This is a genomic window from Arthrobacter sp. Dra40 (genome assembly GCF_059091905.1).
Window position 1 is genome coordinate 1 of the sequence record NZ_JBNHHB010000002.1, and the last position, 15,018, is coordinate 15,018.

17 protein-coding genes and 1 tRNA gene are annotated in these 15,018 nt (G+C 64.9%); 10 read left to right on the forward strand and 8 right to left on the reverse strand.

Annotated features, from left to right (window positions below; translation table 11 throughout):
* Nucleotide 1: 1 nt before the first annotated feature.
* A tRNA-Ala gene (locus AC5RWT_RS01435) sits at nucleotides 2-74 on the reverse strand.
* Nucleotides 75-269: 195 nt separating this feature from the next.
* Here AC5RWT_RS01435 and AC5RWT_RS01440 point away from each other — a divergent pair.
* Both AC5RWT_RS01440 and AC5RWT_RS01445 read left to right on the forward strand, forming a co-directional pair.
* A complete protein-coding gene (locus AC5RWT_RS01440; RefSeq protein ID WP_494078835.1) occupies nucleotides 270-797 on the forward strand; it encodes a hypothetical protein in 528 nt (175 codons plus the stop codon).
* Between the two features lie 301 nt (nucleotides 798-1,098).
* On the forward strand, nucleotides 1,099-1,560 hold the full coding sequence (locus tag AC5RWT_RS01445; RefSeq protein ID WP_127512479.1) for an Lrp/AsnC family transcriptional regulator: 462 nt from the start codon (nucleotides 1,099-1,101) through the stop codon (nucleotides 1,558-1,560).
* A 3-nt stretch (nucleotides 1,561-1,563) separates the two neighbouring features.
* Here the strand turns inward: AC5RWT_RS01445 and AC5RWT_RS01450 are convergent, their stop codons facing one another.
* Nucleotides 1,564-2,058: a DUF456 domain-containing protein gene (locus AC5RWT_RS01450; protein WP_494043064.1), complete on the reverse strand. Its 495-nt coding sequence runs from the start codon at nucleotides 2,056-2,058 to the stop codon at nucleotides 1,564-1,566.
* Between the two features lie 234 nt (nucleotides 2,059-2,292).
* Between AC5RWT_RS01450 and AC5RWT_RS01455 the strand changes: the two genes are divergently transcribed.
* On the forward strand, nucleotides 2,293-2,760 hold the full coding sequence (locus AC5RWT_RS01455; protein ID WP_494078836.1) for an SHOCT domain-containing protein: 468 nt from the start codon (nucleotides 2,293-2,295) through the stop codon (nucleotides 2,758-2,760).
* 29 nt (nucleotides 2,761-2,789) lie between these two features.
* Here the strand turns inward: AC5RWT_RS01455 and AC5RWT_RS01460 are convergent, their stop codons facing one another.
* Nucleotides 2,790-3,431, reverse strand: a complete 642-nt coding sequence (locus AC5RWT_RS01460; protein ID WP_494078837.1) for a potassium channel family protein — start codon at nucleotides 3,429-3,431, stop codon at nucleotides 2,790-2,792.
* Between the two features lie 145 nt (nucleotides 3,432-3,576).
* Nucleotides 3,577-4,188 carry a DedA family protein gene (locus AC5RWT_RS01465; RefSeq protein ID WP_494043067.1) on the reverse strand — a complete coding sequence of 204 codons (612 nt, stop codon included), beginning with the start codon at nucleotides 4,186-4,188 and terminating at the stop codon, nucleotides 3,577-3,579.
* 202 nt (nucleotides 4,189-4,390) lie between these two features.
* Between AC5RWT_RS01465 and AC5RWT_RS01470 the strand changes: the two genes are divergently transcribed.
* From AC5RWT_RS01470 to AC5RWT_RS01485, 4 genes are read left to right on the forward strand one after another with little or no spacing between them, the layout of a single operon-like run.
* Entirely contained in the window at nucleotides 4,391-4,741 is a 351-nt protein-coding gene (locus AC5RWT_RS01470; protein ID WP_494078838.1) for a PadR family transcriptional regulator, read from the forward strand.
* Between the two features lie 2 nt (nucleotides 4,742-4,743).
* Nucleotides 4,744-5,112 carry a DUF1048 domain-containing protein gene (locus AC5RWT_RS01475; RefSeq protein ID WP_494078839.1) on the forward strand — a complete coding sequence of 123 codons (369 nt, stop codon included), beginning with the start codon at nucleotides 4,744-4,746 and terminating at the stop codon, nucleotides 5,110-5,112.
* On the forward strand, nucleotides 5,109-5,930 hold the full coding sequence (locus AC5RWT_RS01480) for an ABC transporter ATP-binding protein (protein ID WP_494078840.1): 822 nt from the start codon (nucleotides 5,109-5,111) through the stop codon (nucleotides 5,928-5,930). The genes AC5RWT_RS01475 and AC5RWT_RS01480 overlap by 4 nt, the downstream gene beginning before the upstream one ends.
* The gene (locus AC5RWT_RS01485) at nucleotides 5,927-6,691 is read left to right on the forward strand and encodes an ABC transporter permease (RefSeq protein WP_494078841.1); all 765 of its coding nucleotides are present in this window, start codon (nucleotides 5,927-5,929) and stop codon (nucleotides 6,689-6,691) included. The genes AC5RWT_RS01480 and AC5RWT_RS01485 overlap by 4 nt, the downstream gene beginning before the upstream one ends.
* 91 nt (nucleotides 6,692-6,782) lie before the next feature.
* Here AC5RWT_RS01485 and AC5RWT_RS01490 read toward each other — a convergent pair whose 3' ends face one another.
* Entirely contained in the window at nucleotides 6,783-7,031 is a 249-nt protein-coding gene (locus AC5RWT_RS01490) for a hypothetical protein (protein ID WP_494078842.1), read from the reverse strand.
* Nucleotides 7,032-7,422: 391 nt separating this feature from the next.
* Between AC5RWT_RS01490 and AC5RWT_RS01495 the strand changes: the two genes are divergently transcribed.
* From AC5RWT_RS01495 to AC5RWT_RS01505, 3 genes are all read left to right on the forward strand, one after another.
* A complete protein-coding gene (locus AC5RWT_RS01495) occupies nucleotides 7,423-9,255 on the forward strand; it encodes a calcineurin-like phosphoesterase C-terminal domain-containing protein (RefSeq protein WP_494078843.1) in 1,833 nt (610 codons plus the stop codon).
* Between the two features lie 277 nt (nucleotides 9,256-9,532).
* Entirely contained in the window at nucleotides 9,533-11,113 is a 1,581-nt protein-coding gene (locus AC5RWT_RS01500; protein WP_494078844.1) for an alkaline phosphatase D family protein, read from the forward strand.
* A 16-nt stretch (nucleotides 11,114-11,129) separates the two neighbouring features.
* Nucleotides 11,130-12,020: a galactose-binding domain-containing protein gene (locus AC5RWT_RS01505; RefSeq protein WP_494078845.1), complete on the forward strand. Its 891-nt coding sequence runs from the start codon at nucleotides 11,130-11,132 to the stop codon at nucleotides 12,018-12,020.
* A 38-nt stretch (nucleotides 12,021-12,058) separates the two neighbouring features.
* Here the strand turns inward: AC5RWT_RS01505 and AC5RWT_RS01510 are convergent, their stop codons facing one another.
* From AC5RWT_RS01510 to AC5RWT_RS01520, 3 genes are read right to left on the reverse strand one after another with little or no spacing between them, the layout of a single operon-like run.
* Nucleotides 12,059-12,811: an SDR family oxidoreductase gene (locus tag AC5RWT_RS01510; RefSeq protein ID WP_494043072.1), complete on the reverse strand. Its 753-nt coding sequence runs from the start codon at nucleotides 12,809-12,811 to the stop codon at nucleotides 12,059-12,061.
* Nucleotides 12,812-12,830: 19 nt separating this feature from the next.
* Nucleotides 12,831-13,610 carry an SDR family NAD(P)-dependent oxidoreductase gene (locus tag AC5RWT_RS01515; RefSeq protein WP_494078846.1) on the reverse strand — a complete coding sequence of 260 codons (780 nt, stop codon included), beginning with the start codon at nucleotides 13,608-13,610 and terminating at the stop codon, nucleotides 12,831-12,833.
* Nucleotides 13,611-13,656: 46 nt separating this feature from the next.
* The gene (locus tag AC5RWT_RS01520; RefSeq protein ID WP_494078847.1) at nucleotides 13,657-14,994 is read right to left on the reverse strand and encodes an MFS transporter; all 1,338 of its coding nucleotides are present in this window, start codon (nucleotides 14,992-14,994) and stop codon (nucleotides 13,657-13,659) included.
* Between the last annotated feature and the right edge of the window lie 24 nt (nucleotides 14,995-15,018).

The window sequence follows — 15,018 nt, forward strand, 5'->3', positions numbered from 1 at the left end:
GTGGAGCTTAGGGGAATCGAACCCCTGACCTTTTCATTGCGAACGAAACGCTCTACCAACTGAGCTAAAGCCCCGTGCCACTGCGTTTGATCATAAGACCGCGACACGTCGATCGCCAAGCTGGCAGGATGCAGTGTTGCGCGCCTGACACGCTGCCGTGGTGTCCTGCACAACCAGCGCTCCGCCCCGATCGCCGATTCTGATAACGAATGTGCAGCGCTCACTGGCGTCCTCACGGGCAAGACGAACCCGCGCCATAAACTCTGCCCATGGACAACAAAGTTCTCAAGGCCGTCTACACGGTCTTTTTGGGGGTCATCATCGCGCTCTTCGTCGGGCTCGGCATCCGCACGTTCTATGCCCCGCCGGAGGTGCCGGAGTACCCGGTGGAGATGATCTTCGAGAAGACTAACCCGACGGATGAGGAGCTGGCGAAGCAGCGGGAGGTGCAGATCCGGCAAGAAGCAGCCTTCCGCGAGTACAAGGAAGCATCCGAAATCTACAACCGCAACGTCACCATCGCGGCGCTGACCAGCTCGGTTGTCCTACTCGGTCTGAGCCTGGTGGTCGAGAGGCGCAACCGGGTGTTGGCCAACGGCGTGATGCTCGGCAGCCTGTTCACACTGATCTACAGCATCACGCGCAGCTTTATGTCCGGGAACACCACACTCTCGTTCATCGTGGTGACCGTGGGCCTGGCCATCGTGCTCTTCCTCGGCTACAAGCGATTCTTCCAACCGCGTGAGAAGCAGAACACTCCCCCGCTCAACGGCAACGCTCCGGCGAATGCCGCCTGAGCCTGCGCCCATCCAGCAACAGACACCCTTAACCCCATCAACAGCGAGACCCCTGACGGTCCGGAATCCGGACTGGCAGGGGTCTTCGGCTGTGTGAACAACAAGGTCCGGGCTTCGCGGGCCCGCAAACACTGCCCCGGCGTCGTGAGCTTGGACTGTGTACCTCAGCGGGCTACGGCTTGTGACTTCGCCCGATCTGGTAGCCATTCCAACAGCATGGCTACAATCCGTGCAAGAGGCGGCCTTATACTTGATCAGATTGTTCAAGCAGTCGCACGACAATCGGCAGGAAGTGGTCAAATTGCAGCAACTGGACGCGACCGATCGGCGAATCCTGCTCGCTCTGGACGAGGACCCGCGGGTCCCGGTGATGATGTTGGCGCAGCGGCTCGGCCTGGCCCGCGGCACCGTCCACTCCAGACTGGAACGTCTCGCAGCCTCGGGGTGTCTGCGCACTCACTCGGCCCGGGTGCTTCCGCAGGCTTTGGACCGCGGGGTGATGGCGATGGTGAGCGCCGAACTGGACCAGAGCAAGCTCAATGATGCAGTGGAAGCCCTGCGGAAGATTCCGGAAGTGCTGGAATGCCATGCCCCGGCCGGCGATACCGACCTGCTGATCCGCGTGGTGGCGCACAGCCCGGACGACCTATACCGGGTGAGCGAGGAGATCCGGTTCTGCCCCGGCATCACGCGCACATCCACGCAGATGTTCCTTCGCGAAGTCATCCCCTACCGGACCACCGGTCTGCTCAAGCAGGACTGATTTCTAGACGAACAGCACCAGCACGCCGACCACCCAGACGGCCCCGGCCGCGAACGCGCAGCCCAGCTCCACCAGCATCCCGAGGCCTACGGCCTTGAGCGCCGCCCAACTGGCCCCAACCGCCTGGCCGAAGTGCCGCCGTCGGGCGTATTCGCTGAGCAGCAGGCCGGCCGCAAACCCGATGAACAGCCCCACCACGGGAATCACGAACATTCCGACCACGCCTGTCAGCACGGCGACCAGGACTGACCAGTTGGGCACCTGCCGCTGCTTCAACCGCCGGCCGGTCAGCACCAGACTGGCCAGCATGCCGGCCGCCACGAACACCATGCCGATGGCGAAGACCACCCAGCCCACCGTGTTCTGCAGGGCGATGGCCCAGACCAGCAGGCTAATGCCGATGGTGATGGTGCCGGGCAAAACGGGCACGACGATTCCGGCAATGCCGACGGCGATGAGCAGACCGCAGACGACGGTCGCAATAATCTGTGCTTCCATTCACCCCACACTAATAGGGTTGTCCTGACTATCCGCGGTCGGCTGATGGCACGGCGCCGCTGAGTCCGGGTCGCAGGCCGGCCGTTCGCGTGGGGCTTCGGCGGCTGATACCCCTGCGGCCCACGCGCCGGGGTCTTGACTGTCCTGCCCGGCGAGGTTGTAGACTGCGCGCACGTTCTGGAAGGGCTCTAAGCTATCCGGTGCGGTGGTGCCGGGAAATCGGAGGTGGGTGCCATGAACTTCGGGGAATCGTTTTGGGACACAATCTGGTGGTTCTTTTGGGCGTTCGCTTTCATCGCCTACCTCTTCGTACTGTTCGGAATCATCACCGATCTGTTCCGTGACAAGTCGCTGAACGGGTGGCTGAAGGCCTTGTGGCTGATCTTCCTGCTTTTCCTGCCCTTCCTGACGTCACTGATCTATCTGATCGCGCGTGGCAGGGGAATGGCCGAGCGCAGCCACGAAGCATCGCAGGCGATGCGCATGGATACCGAGTCGTACATCCGCGGGGTGGCCGGCACGAGTCCGACCGATGAGATAGCAAAAGCCAAGGAACTGCTGGACTCCGGCGCGATCAACCAGCAAGAGTTCGAACACGTCAAAGCGCGGGCCCTCAGGTTTGAGCAGCAGCCGAGTTCGCCGGGCGCATCACCGGGCGGAACATCGGGTGCAGCACCAATGAATCCCGGCGCTGACTGGTAGCTCGGGCTTGTCTGGCTCCGGCCTGTCGCTTACCGACCGGCGGGGCCGCTTCCGGCGGGGCCGCTTGTGCCGGGTTCAGGCCCGTCAGCTCGGGTTGGCTCGCCGTCGCCGTGTTCTGGTGCAAACCCGTCGGCCTCGGCCTGGCCTGCGGGCCTGCCCCCGGCGTTCCTGAGGCCGACCTCCACTGCGCCCAGGAAAATCTTTATCACCAGACCCAGAAGCATCAGCCCGGTGATCATCTGCACCATGACGGCGATTCGCGCGGCCTGCGTTACCGGGACGATGTCACCAAATCCCACCGTGGCCAGCGTGGTGATGGTGAAGTACAAGGCGTCGGTTCGGTCCAGCGGTTCAGAGAAGGCGTCCGGGTCCCACGAGGACATGGTGGCGTGGGAGATGGCGAACAGGACAATGTAAAGCGGGATCGACGTGGCCAACGACTCCGCGGCGCGCAGCCGCGGCGACGGCGACCTGGTCACCGCCCGTATTTGCCAGGCGACCAGCGCGGCCAGCGCGCCAAGGCCGATCAAAAGCCCAGGGATGGAGCCTTGCCGGTTGAGCGGCAGCGCGTAATAAACCACCCCAAGGGCGACGCCGGTCAGGGCGGGACGCAGCAGCACCCACAGGCGCTGCCCACGCCGCGGAGCGGAAGGATGGTGGACCGTGCTCATCGCGCACCATTATCCTCCGCCCGCAGATTTGGGCCATCGCCTACAGCGAATGATGCCTGGTCCGGGAACCATCGGCTTGGCCATGGAACGGGCGGCACTGTGGTCACTCCGATGGCCGAGGACGTTGCGGTGGCCGGGGACACGATCACCGTCGGCGAGCGTCGCCCCCTCCGCGCACCGGAACTGCAGGGCTCGCCGATAGGTCCGGACAGTGAGGGCCGGGGAATGCCTTTTGCCGCTCGACCGGACTTTCCCGCCCAACCGGAGCACCGCCGTCGTCCGCCGTCTGCTGATGGCGCTTGGCGCGCCGCCTCCGCTTCACCAAGGAATATACGACGACGGCGATCACCACCGCTGCGCCTGCCCCCGCCCACGGGGACGCCAGAATGAGGGCGACCCAGGCCGCGATCGCGGCTAACCCGACCGTGGCGTAGACGACGGCCCACAGCAAACTGCCGGCGATGACCGCGGGCAGGAAGCGGCGCAGCGGCATGCGGGCGATGCCCGAGCTGCCGATCACGGCGGTCTGCAGGCCGACGGTCAGGAAGCACAGCGTCACCGCGAACGGTCCGAACCTGGCCGTCATCGCTTCCGCCCGGCGCATCAGCGGCCCGTCCAGATGCTTCTCCAGTCGGGTGTGGCGGCAGCCAGCGGCAACACCGCGGCCCAGCCAGTACGTGGCGTTAGACCGGATCATCGCACCGCCGAACAGCGCGGCGATGGCCCACCCCAGCGGCAGCCCGAGGAAGAAGTCCATGAACGTCCTTTCACTGGCGAGCGGACCGGACATATCAATTCTACGCACCGTAGAAACAGTAGGGGCGTCGGGGTACGGCCGCCGCCCGGGTCTTCCGGGACAGACAGCTGGCTTGTGAGCTGAATCCACACCTTGCGCAGCCGCTATTCAGTGTTACTATCTACCAGTAGTCAGCAAGACTAAGTAGCTGAGGAAGGGCACCATGGCGAAGCAAATGACCGAGATGCTCAAGGGCACGCTCGAGGGTATCGTTCTCGCAATCCTGGCCGTGCAGCCGGCCTACGGATACGAGATCACGGCGCGGCTGCGGGAACAGGGCTTTTCCGACATCGCAGAGGGCACCATCTATGCGCTGCTGATCAGGATTGAGCGGCGCGGATTCGTTGACGTGACGAAGGTTCCGTCCGAGAAAGGGCCCCCGCGCAAGGTCTACTCGATCAACGACCTGGGCAGCGAGTGCCTCGACGAGTTCTGGGGAGCCTGGACCTTCCTCGCACAACGCATCGAACGGCTCCACCACCGCATCGAACACCCGCAGGATGAAGGAGAGTAATCATGGCAGCAAAGTGGATCGAGACCCTCACCGGATCACTTGAGCAGAAGAAGCGGTACAAGCAGGACAAGGCCCGTATCGATTCCCTCCCCGAGCCGTACGGAAGTGCCGCCAAAGCGATGCACCGCTACTTCATGCACTACGGAGGCATCACCGATGGTGAGACCCTCATGGCGATGTTCGGCGACTTGGCCGACCTTTGGGAGCGCGCCGCCGCCGATGGGACGCCCTTACGCGAGATCGTGGGCGACGACCCGATCGACTTTGCCGAGAACTTCGCTCAGGCCTACAGCGGTAAGCAGTGGATCGACAAGGAGCGTGCGCGCCTGACCAAGGCGATTGAGGACGCCGAGCGGGAGGAGCAAAAGTGACTGTTGAACCCGCGATCCGATTACGGGGCATCGAGAAATCGTTCAAGGACTTGCACGTACTGCGAGGCGTCGACTTCGATGTGAGGGCGGGGAGTATTTTTGCGCTGCTCGGCTCGAACGGCGCGGGAAAGACCACGCTGGTGCGGATCCTTTCGACACTGCTGAAGGCCGACGCTGGTACCGCCACCGTTCACGGCATCGACGTCGCCGCGAAGCCTGCCGAAGTACGCGAGTCGATCAGCCTCACCGGCCAGTTCGCTGCGGTCGATGAAGTGCTCACGGGGCGAGAGAATCTAATGCTGGTCGCCAAGCTTCGCCACCTGAAGAAGCCGGCCGCGATCGCCGATGACCTCCTCACCCGCTTCTCGCTCACCGACGCAGGCGACCGCAAGGCGTCATCGTACTCGGGCGGCATGCGACGCCGGCTCGACATCGCCATGAGCCTGATCGGGAACCCGCCGATCATCTTCCTCGACGAACCGACTACGGGGCTCGATCCGCAGGGGCGCACCGAGGTATGGCAGACCGTCAAGCAACTCGCAGGCCAGGGCACCACCGTGCTACTCACGACGCAGTACCTCGACGAGGCCGAGCAGCTCGCCGACCGCATCGCCATCCTGCACAAGGGAGTAATCATCCAGAACGGCACCCTCACCGAACTCAAGCAACTCATCCCGGCCACCACGGTCGAATACGTTGAGAAGCTGCCCTCCCTTGAGGACGTCTTCCTGGCCGTGGTCGCTGAAACCGGCGAGGCAGACACCACCAGCGCTGAACGCGCCGACAACAAAGAAACGGCACGAAAGGAACCCCGATGACCGCCCACGTCCTCGGCGGCACCGGTGTCCTCACCGGCCGCTCGCTGCGCCACATCCTCCGCAGCCCCGACACCATCATCACCACCGCGGTCACCCCGGTCGCGCTGATGTTGTTGTTCGTGTATGTGCTCGGCGGCGCGATCAATACCGGATCCAACCAGTCGTACGTCAATTATTTACTGCCCGGCATTCTGCTCATCACGATCGCATCCGGCATCGCCTACACGGCGTACCGGCTGTTCCTCGACCTACAGGGCGGTATCTTCGAACGCTTCCAGTCCATGCCGATCGCCAGGTCGAGCGTGCTCTGGGCGCACGTGCTCACCTCGCTGGCGGCCAACCTGGCCTCAGTCGCGATCGTCACCGGCGTCGGACTGCTCATGGGGTTCCGCACCGGAGCATCCGTGGCGGCATGGCTCGCCGTCGCCGGCATCCTGATCCTGTTTACGCTCGCGCTGACTTGGATCGCGGTGATCGCCGGGCTTTCCGCGAAGACTGTCGAGGGCGCCAGCGCGTTCAGCTACCCGCTGATCTTCCTGCCTTTCATCAGCTCGGCGTTCGTACCCACCAGTTCGATGCCCGCTCCCGTCGCCTGGTTCGCCGAGAACCAGCCCGTGACGTCCATCGTAAACGCCATCCGCGCCCTCTTCACCCAGCAATCCGTCAGGAATGACATCTGGACCGCCCTCGCCTGGCTGGTCGGCGTCCTCGTCGCCGCCTACGTGATCGCGATGGCCATTTACCGTCGCAAAATCAGCTGAGGCCGTTCGGCGCTGTCGCTTCCTATGGTGATGACGCCAGGACCTGTCGCCGAGTTTCCGCGTTCAAGGCAGGGCGACTTTACGGAGTTCCCTACGAGTTGCGCTGCACGTCGCGGAGCGATTCCGCATGGCGCATGACGAGCGACGCGGAGATGAGCGCCGCGGAAAACGGTAAAAATGTAGCCGTTATGAGCAAGTAGATCGTTGATACCGCCATGGCGACGGGCGCATCTGCAACAACGGTTGTTGTTCCGAAGTTGCCAAGAATCAGTGGGCTGAACGCGATCAGCAGCACGGCGATGATGCCCAACAAAACACCGACCCGCATCGTGGTCTTCAACATCCTTGATGCGCCCATAGTGCCCTCTCTGAGATGTGGCCGATTGTGTCAGCCAAACACCGAATGACAGAGGTGGCAACCAGCAAGTCCATTTCTTAACGAGACCGACACTTCCGCCCGGGCTTAGGCCAGTGACTTGTCCCCGGCCTTTCGGCGCTACAGCTCCGTGAAATGGCATGCCGCCAACCTTCCTCACGGCGCCATGGCGCCCCGGCGAGGGTTTCGACGGTGAGGAGCGTGGACTGAAACTGTTAACTCCCGGCTAGGCCGAGTAACCAGCAGGCGGCGCGGACATCGCTCCTCCGTCGTTGCCCGTTCATTGACATGGGCAACAGTTGTCGGTGCCGGCCACTGTGAACGGCGGGCAATCACTCGACCGGAGGTCCGTTTCATGCAACCGTCCCCCACTCCACAAACAGCCTGGCTGTCCCGGCCGCTGCGCCTGACCGTCGGCGCCCTAGCTCTGCTGGCCGCCGGCACCATGGTTGGTCCCGCCGCCAGCGCTGTGCCGCCCGGCCCTGCCCCGGCCGAAAACGACTGGGCCGCTTCCGCCTACCGAGGAGGAGTCGACGTCGTTATTGGTCCGGATGCAGACCAGCAGACCCTCGATGGCACCGTCTTCAATGACAAGAACAAGAACTCAAAGCAGGACGTCAACGAGCCCGGTCTGCGCGGCGTCACCGTCTCCAACGGCCGCGACGTCGTTAAGACGGACAGCCACGGCCGCTACGAATTGCCGGCCTTCGATAACATGACCGTCTTCGTCACCCAGCCGCGCGGCTACCAGGTGCCGGTGGACGAGGACAACGTCGCCCAGTTCTTTTACAACCACTTGCCCGAAGGCTCGCCGGAGCTGAAGTACGGCGGGATCGCCCCGACCGGAGCGCTACCTGAGGCGGTGAACTTCCCGCTGGCCCAGAGCCAGCTCACCCAGTCGCCGGAGCAGCACTGCGCCTTCGGCGCCGACGTCCAGACCTACAACCAGAAAGAGGTCGAGTTCGCGCGTGACGGCGTCTTCACCGATCTGGCCGCACGCACCGACTATGCCGGCTGCGGCGCCCTGTTCATCGGTGACATTGTGGGCGACGACCTTTCCCTCTTCGAGCAGACCCGGGAACTGACGGCCATGCTCAACGGCCCGGCACGGTTCCTCCCCGGCAACCATGACCTTGATTTCGACGCCCTCGACGGCGAGCACGAGTTCGACACCTACCGCAGCCAGTTCGGCCCGGAGTACTACTCGTACGACGCTGGCAAGGCCCACGTCGTCGCCCTGAGCAACATCGAATATCCGACGACGATCCCCGCGAAGAAGAGCAGCTACACGTATGCCCTCGGCGAGCGTCAGCTCGAGTGGCTCCGCGCGGACATCGCGAAGGTGCCCAAGGACCGGGTGATCGTGCTGGCCGGCCACAGCCCGCTGCTTGAGTTCTTCTACAGCGACTCCCACACCGTGAAGCAGCTGGAGGAGATTTATGGGATCCTTGAGGGCCGCGAGGTCGTTTCCCTCGGCGGGCACACACACATGGCGGAGAACCTGCGCGAAGGCGATCTCATGGCCGGCTGGCGCGACGAGGTCGGCGACGCGGGCCTGCCGTACACGCACCTGACCGTCCCGGCAGTGTCGGGCCACTGGTACGGCGGACGAGTCCTCGAGGAGGGCTACCCCACCTCGGTGCAGCGTGACGGAACCCCTCCCGGCGTCCTGACCCTGGACATCAAGAACACCGAGGTCAAGGAACGCTTCAGCATCCGCGGCGGAGACGAAACCGAACAGATGGCCCTGGGCCTGAACACCCCGGCCTACCGCACCTGGTACGCCGAAAACGTCACCAAGCCCCGCGGCACGGCTCCAGCCCTCGAGAATCCGCTGCAAGTCTCGCGAGACGACCTGGCCGGCCAGACCTGGCTGACCACCAACTTCTGGATGGGCAGCACCGGGTCCACCGTCAAGGTCACGCTGGACGGCCGCGGCGCCACCGAGGCCGTCCGCACCCAGCAAATGCAGGGCGAGACTCCGCTCATCGGAGCCGAGTGGTCAGACCCGTCGGCCATCCAGGAGCAGTTCGTCCACGGCGGCGGCCTGGCCGACCGCTCCATGCACCTCTGGCGGCTTGAGCTGCCCGCCGACCTCGAAGTCGGCAAGCACACCGCCGAGGTCGTCGCCACCGACGTCCACGGACGCGAGTTCACCGAGACACTGACCTTCGACGTCGTGGAGTAACCCCCGGCACTTCGGCCAGCACGGGCCCGGCGGTTCGCTCCGCCGGGCCCGTGCTGGCCTTTGTGGGGATCGGGTCCTGCTGCAAAACTGAACATCGACGCGGAGGAAGAGCATCGGTTCGCAGCGGGGTCTACAGCATAGGACATCTCCAGCTCAGGCGGTCGCTGCAACGAGGTTGAGGCGCGACAACAGTGCTGTCGTAACGTTCATCCGGCGCTTAGGCTGCCGCCATGCCGGGGCGGCAAACGGTTCACTCCTGCCCGGTTGGCTCACATTCGTGCGCCCCGACAATTACCTTGAAACCCTTCAGGCAGCGACCGCTACCCGGCGCCGGTTCCTTACCGGCACTGCAGCAGCTGCGGCCCTCGCCCTCACCGGCACCCTGGCAGGCATCCGTACCGCTGACGCGGCACCCCGTGGCCGCGAGACGCGGGACATGTTCACGCTCGGGGTGGCCTCCGGCGACCCGCTGCCGGACGGCGTCGTGATCTGGACCCGCCTGGCACCCGAACCCTTGGAACCGTACGGCGGGATGGCCAGCCGTAACGTCCAGGTTCAGTGGCAGGTCGCCGAGGACGAACGGTTCGGCAAGGTGGTGCAGTCAGGGACCGCGACCGCGCGGCCGGAATACTCACACACCCTCCATGTCGACGTCCGCAATCTACGCCCGTGGAGGCACTACTTCTACCGGTTCCGGGTGGACGGGCAACTCAGCCCGGTCGGGCGCACCCGCACGGCCCCGGCCCCGGACGCGGAGATCTCTGCCCTCACTCTTGCCTTCGCCTCATGCCAGAAATGGAACGACGGCTTCTATACCGCCCACCGGGACATCGCTGCCCGGGACCACGACCTCGTGTTCTTCCTTGGCGACTACATCTACGAAACCGGTGTGCCGGGCGACGGCGGGCTCCGCAAGCAAGCGGTCCCGGCGGAGGCCCAGGGCCCCTGCGTCTCGCTCGACGAGTACCGACTCCGCTATGCCCTGTACAAGCAGGACCCGGATCTGCAGGCGGCGCACGCGTCGGCGCCCTGGGTGGTCACGATGGATGACCACGAGGTTGAGAACGACTGGTCACCGATGGGGTCCCCGGAGTTCGTTGTCCGCCAGGCCAACGGCTTCCGCGCCTACTGGGAGCACATGCCGCTCCGAATGGCGCAGGAACCCAAAGGGCCGGACATGCAGCTCTACCGGCGGCTTAAGTACGGCCGGCTCGCGGAGTTCTCCGTGCTGGACACCCGGCAGTACCGCTCTCATGACGACGGCGGCTGGCGCGCCCCGAGCGATGCGACCTGTGACCCGAACCGCACCATTACGGGCGACGTGCAGGAGAAGTGGATCCTCGACGGCCTCGGCGGTTCCGATGCCCGCTGGAACGTGCTGGCCCAGCAAGTCATGATGATGCGCGCCGACAATTCGGCCGGCGAAGGGCAGTCCTCGCCGATGGGCACATGGGAGGGTTACTCGGCCTCCCGTGACCGTGTCCTTGGCGGAGTCCATGAGCGCGGGGTGGACAATTTGGTCGTGCTCACCGGTGACGTCCACGCCAACTTCGGCGCCGATCTCAAGCTCGACTTCGATAATACGGATTCTCCGACCGTCGGCGCCGAGCTCGTCGGCACCTCGATCTCCTCCGCCGGCGACGGAGCGGACCAGGACAGCTGGACCCGGACCATCGTGGCCGAGGGGCCGCACATCGCGTTTGCCAACCGGCAGCGCGGCTACGTCAGCTGCACGGTGACGCCGGAGGAATGGAGCGCGGACTACCGCGTGGCGGACAGAGTTACCGAACAGACCGGGTCAATGAACACCCGCACCACCCTCACGGTGGCCAACGGCGTCGCCGGCATCCAGCGCTGACCAAGGAGACATGACAATGCAGCGACCTACCAAAATCCTCGTCGCGGCGTCCGCATGCGCCGCCCTGCTTGCGGTACCGCTGGCCGGAGCAGCACTCGCCAACGAAGGCGGGCGCAAAAACAAGGCGCCCAGCGCGCCCCCGGCCGTCCTGATCAGCGCACCGAGTCTGGTGACCGTGTCCTCACCGCTGCCTTGCCTGCCCGGCGGCGGCTTCACGGTGGGCATGACCAACACGACCGACGAGTCCCTGTACACCGACATGGACCTGACCGTGCAGGCACCCCTGACGCTCTCCCAGCGGATCTTCTCCACGTATTTGCCCGCGGCGGCCCCGGACCAGACGGTCAACACCGAAATTAACGTCGCCCTACCCCGGACCGCAGAACCTGGCTACTACAAGGCGACGCTCAGCGTCCCCGGCCAGGACTCCCAGGACGTGTGGCTGGAGGTTGGGGAAGTCCCGGAGCGCGGCGCCGATGACAACCTCGCGCTGGGGGAACAGGCCTACGCCTCCTCGACCCACAGCAACGTCAAGCTCTGCGGCGGGGTCGACGGCAACACCGATTCCGCCCAGTGGGGCGGGAGCGGAACCCACGACGCGACGTCGGGAGTCTTCCCGGACACCTACGGCGTCAGCCTCGCGGCGAAAAGCACTATCGGCCGCGTGGAGCTTTACACTCTCGACTCCGCGAAGTACCCCGCCGCAGTGATGGGGGTCCGGGACTTCGACATCCAGGTGCACACTTCCACCGGATGGCAGACGGTCAAGGAGGTCAGAGGCAACGAGGTCGGCCGGATCACCGCAACGTTTGCTCCTGTCCAGGCGGACAAAGTGCAGGTCGTCACCTACGACTCGAACGACCACAAGTACTCGCGGATCGTCGAATTGGAGGCCTACGCCCAATAGCCTGGCTGCGAAACGAACGCCCACGACCTTGGGCTCGGTTACGGCATCACGTCCCCGCTGTTCGGGCCCAGAGTCTGCCCGGTGTACAGGTCTCCACCGGGCGAGGAGGCTAGCAGCAAGGCCGTGGGCGCTACCTCGTGGACGTGTCCGAAGCGGCCGATGGGAAGCTCCGCCTGTTTGGCGGCCTTCCACTCTTCGGAGAGTCCGTCGATCAGCGGAGTAAAGATGGGCCCCGGGGCGATCGCATTGACGAGGATGTGGTGCTCGGCCAACTCCAGTGCCATGGCTTTGGTCATGCCGATCACCCCTGCCTTGGCGGCCACGTAGTGAGTCAAACCGACCCCGCCCTTGAGCCCGAGCTGCGAGGCGATGTTGATGATCCGGCCTCCGCCGCGCTTCACCATATGGGGCGCGGCCCAACGCGCAGCCAGGAACACGCCTTTGAGGTCCACGGCGAGGGTCTTATCGAACGTCGCTTCGCTCATTTCCAGCAGCGGCGTCTCGTCGAGAATGCCAGCGGCACTGACCAAAATGTCAATGCCGCCGAACGTGTCTGCGACGTCGTCCATCACCCGCCGGACTGCTTCGCCGTCGGTGACGTCCACAGCGAGGGCTGCGGTGCGGCCGCCGAAGGTGCCGGCCTCGGCGGCTACGGCCGCTGCGCCCTGTTCGTCCCGGTCCAGCAGCGCCACATCGGCGCCCTCCTGGGCGAAGAGCAGAGCGATGGCCGCACCGATCCCGCTGCCTCCGCCGGAAATGACGGCGATCTTGTCTGCGAGCTGTCGTTCCATCTCAACTCCTGTCCGACACTCAGCTCGGCCAGCGGACGGTCAGCCCGCCATCGACAATGAGCTGTTGTCCCGTGATGTAGGCCGAGTCGTCACTGGTGAGGAAGCGGATTACGCGGGCGGCCTCGTCGACGTTGCCAACGCGGCCCCACGGGATGATGGATCCGGCGGCGTCGAGGCCCTCCCGGCCCAATGAGTGCACTGGGTCCAAGGACTGCGGGCTTTCGATAAGCCCAGGGATAATAGCGTTGACCCGGATCCGGCGCGGGGCCAACTCCACAGCCAAAGACCGGCACAGGCCAAGCAGGCCGGATTTGGCGGCGGCATAGTGGCTGTGTTCTTCCCAACCGTAAACGCCGCCGGCGATCGAGGACGTGGCGACCATCGCACCGCCGCCGTCCATCCGCATGCTGCAGGAGCGGAAGACCCGCAGGACGCCGGAAAGGTCCACAGCCATCATGTCGTCCCAGGCTTGGTCGGTCATGTCTGCCAGTGGCGCCCGGCGCAGAATGCCGGCCGCGGCCACCGAGATGTCCAGCCGGCCGAACTCATCCAGCGCGGTTTGGGCGAGTTTCTCCGTGTCCTCGAATCGGCGCACGTCCATGGGGACGGCGACGCAGCGTCCAGCGGCATCCTCGACGGCGCGGACTGTGTCCGTTGCGTCGTGAGGATCCGAGGGGAGGTAGCCGATCACACTGTGGGCGCCGGCCCGGGCGTAGGCTACGGCCAGCGCCCGGCCGATCCCGCTGCCTCCGCCGGAGATCACGGCGACCTTGCCCTCGAGTCCGTCGTCGCGGTTCACGCGACCACCGTCCTTCCGTCGTTCTTGCGGTTGGCGTCATTGGTGGTCATGCGATCACCGTCGTCCGCTGATGGGCATCGCGGATGGTGCGCGTGCCGGCCATGCATAGAGCCGAGACGAACAGCCCGCCGGTGCCGGTGATGATCGCCGCCCATCCGGTATTCACGCCGGCGGCGAGCAGAATGGAGAGCAGGCCGGAGCCGGCGATGCCGCCGACTGGCGCCATCACGTGGGCCACGTTGGTGCCCATGCCGCGGACGTGGGCGGGGAAGGACTCGCCCATATAGAACAGCAGCGCCGCATAGGGGCCGGTGAGGAAGAAGAGGGTCAGCGCGTACAGCGGGATGATGACAGCCGAATTGCTCGGGCCCAGCAGCATGATCAGGCTGACGATGCCACCCGCCAGCCAGCCGAGGACGACGGTGCGCTTCCGGGTGATTTTGTCACCGAGCCAGCCGTGGAAGACGTAGCCTACGAAGCCCACCGCGTTAGCCAGGACCAGAATGACCAGGGCGTTGTCGAAGGAGACCCCCTTGGCTTCGACCAGGATGGTGGTGCCCAAGACTGAGAAGACCATGATGGCGAGCCAGTTGAAGAACCATGACAGGGCCAGGAGGATGGTGTGCCAGCGCAACTCGGGGGTGAAGACGTCCTTGACACCGGTGGCATGGTGGGCTGCCTCCTCCAGGTCGTGTTCGTCTGCCAGCCGATGGGCGCCGTCGACGTCGCCACTGGCACGGCGGCGTTTGACCTCCTGCATTGCGGCAAAGGTGGGCGATTCGGGCAACCGCAAGGCCATGGCCACCACGACCAGGGACAGGACGGCGGCCACCACGAAGGTCCAGCGCCAGCCGATGATCGGCAGCAGCAGCGCCGAGAGGCCCGCAGAAATAAGGGCCCCGACCGGCCACCCGCCCTGTACCAGGGAGTACATCAGACCCCGGCTTTTGGCCTCCTTGTAGATCTCGTTTAGGTAGACCGCGTTGACGACCTCCTCGGACATGGAGAACCCGGTGAAGGAACGGATGATGATCAGGCTTACGGCGCCCGCCGCGAGGCCGGTCAGGCCGGAAGCCACAGCCCCGCCGAGCATGAGGATGATGAGGGCCCGTTTGCGACCCATCCGATCGAGGATGGTGCCAACGAGCAGGGAGACGATGAAAACGCCGATCGTTGCGAAGGTGTTGATGGCAGTCGATTCAGCTGTTGACCATCCGAACTCATCGGCGATGACCGGCAGCAGGGTGCCGAAAAGGGTGTAGTCATAGACCGAGGCGACCCAGGCGATGAAGCAGACGACCGAGACCTGCGTGATCGTCTTCTTGGTGATGGGGACATTCCACGGCTCGACGGAGCGGCCGCCGGGAGAACGAAGCGATGACATGGCAGTTGCTTTCCGTGACGCAAG

Excerpts from the sequence above, each read along its gene's own strand:
- AC5RWT_RS01440 (WP_494078835.1), top strand. The coding sequence starts at position 270 with ATGGACAACAAAGTTCTCAAGGCCGTCTACACGGTCTTTTTGGGGGTC.
- AC5RWT_RS01450 (WP_494043064.1), bottom strand. The coding sequence starts at position 2,058 with ATGGAAGCACAGATTATTGCGACCGTCGTCTGCGGTCTGCTCATCGCC.
- AC5RWT_RS01455 (WP_494078836.1), top strand. The coding sequence starts at position 2,293 with ATGAACTTCGGGGAATCGTTTTGGGACACAATCTGGTGGTTCTTTTGG.
- AC5RWT_RS01460 (WP_494078837.1), bottom strand. The coding sequence starts at position 3,431 with ATGAGCACGGTCCACCATCCTTCCGCTCCGCGGCGTGGGCAGCGCCTG.
- AC5RWT_RS01465 (WP_494043067.1), bottom strand. The coding sequence starts at position 4,188 with ATGGACTTCTTCCTCGGGCTGCCGCTGGGGTGGGCCATCGCCGCGCTG.
- AC5RWT_RS01470 (WP_494078838.1), top strand. The coding sequence starts at position 4,391 with ATGGCGAAGCAAATGACCGAGATGCTCAAGGGCACGCTCGAGGGTATC.
- AC5RWT_RS01475 (WP_494078839.1), top strand. The coding sequence starts at position 4,744 with ATGGCAGCAAAGTGGATCGAGACCCTCACCGGATCACTTGAGCAGAAG.
- AC5RWT_RS01485 (WP_494078841.1), top strand. The coding sequence starts at position 5,927 with ATGACCGCCCACGTCCTCGGCGGCACCGGTGTCCTCACCGGCCGCTCG.
- AC5RWT_RS01495 (WP_494078843.1), top strand. The coding sequence starts at position 7,423 with ATGCAACCGTCCCCCACTCCACAAACAGCCTGGCTGTCCCGGCCGCTG.
- AC5RWT_RS01505 (WP_494078845.1), top strand. The coding sequence starts at position 11,130 with ATGCAGCGACCTACCAAAATCCTCGTCGCGGCGTCCGCATGCGCCGCC.
- AC5RWT_RS01510 (WP_494043072.1), bottom strand. The coding sequence starts at position 12,811 with ATGGAACGACAGCTCGCAGACAAGATCGCCGTCATTTCCGGCGGAGGC.
- AC5RWT_RS01520 (WP_494078847.1), bottom strand. The coding sequence starts at position 14,994 with ATGTCATCGCTTCGTTCTCCCGGCGGCCGCTCCGTCGAGCCGTGGAAT.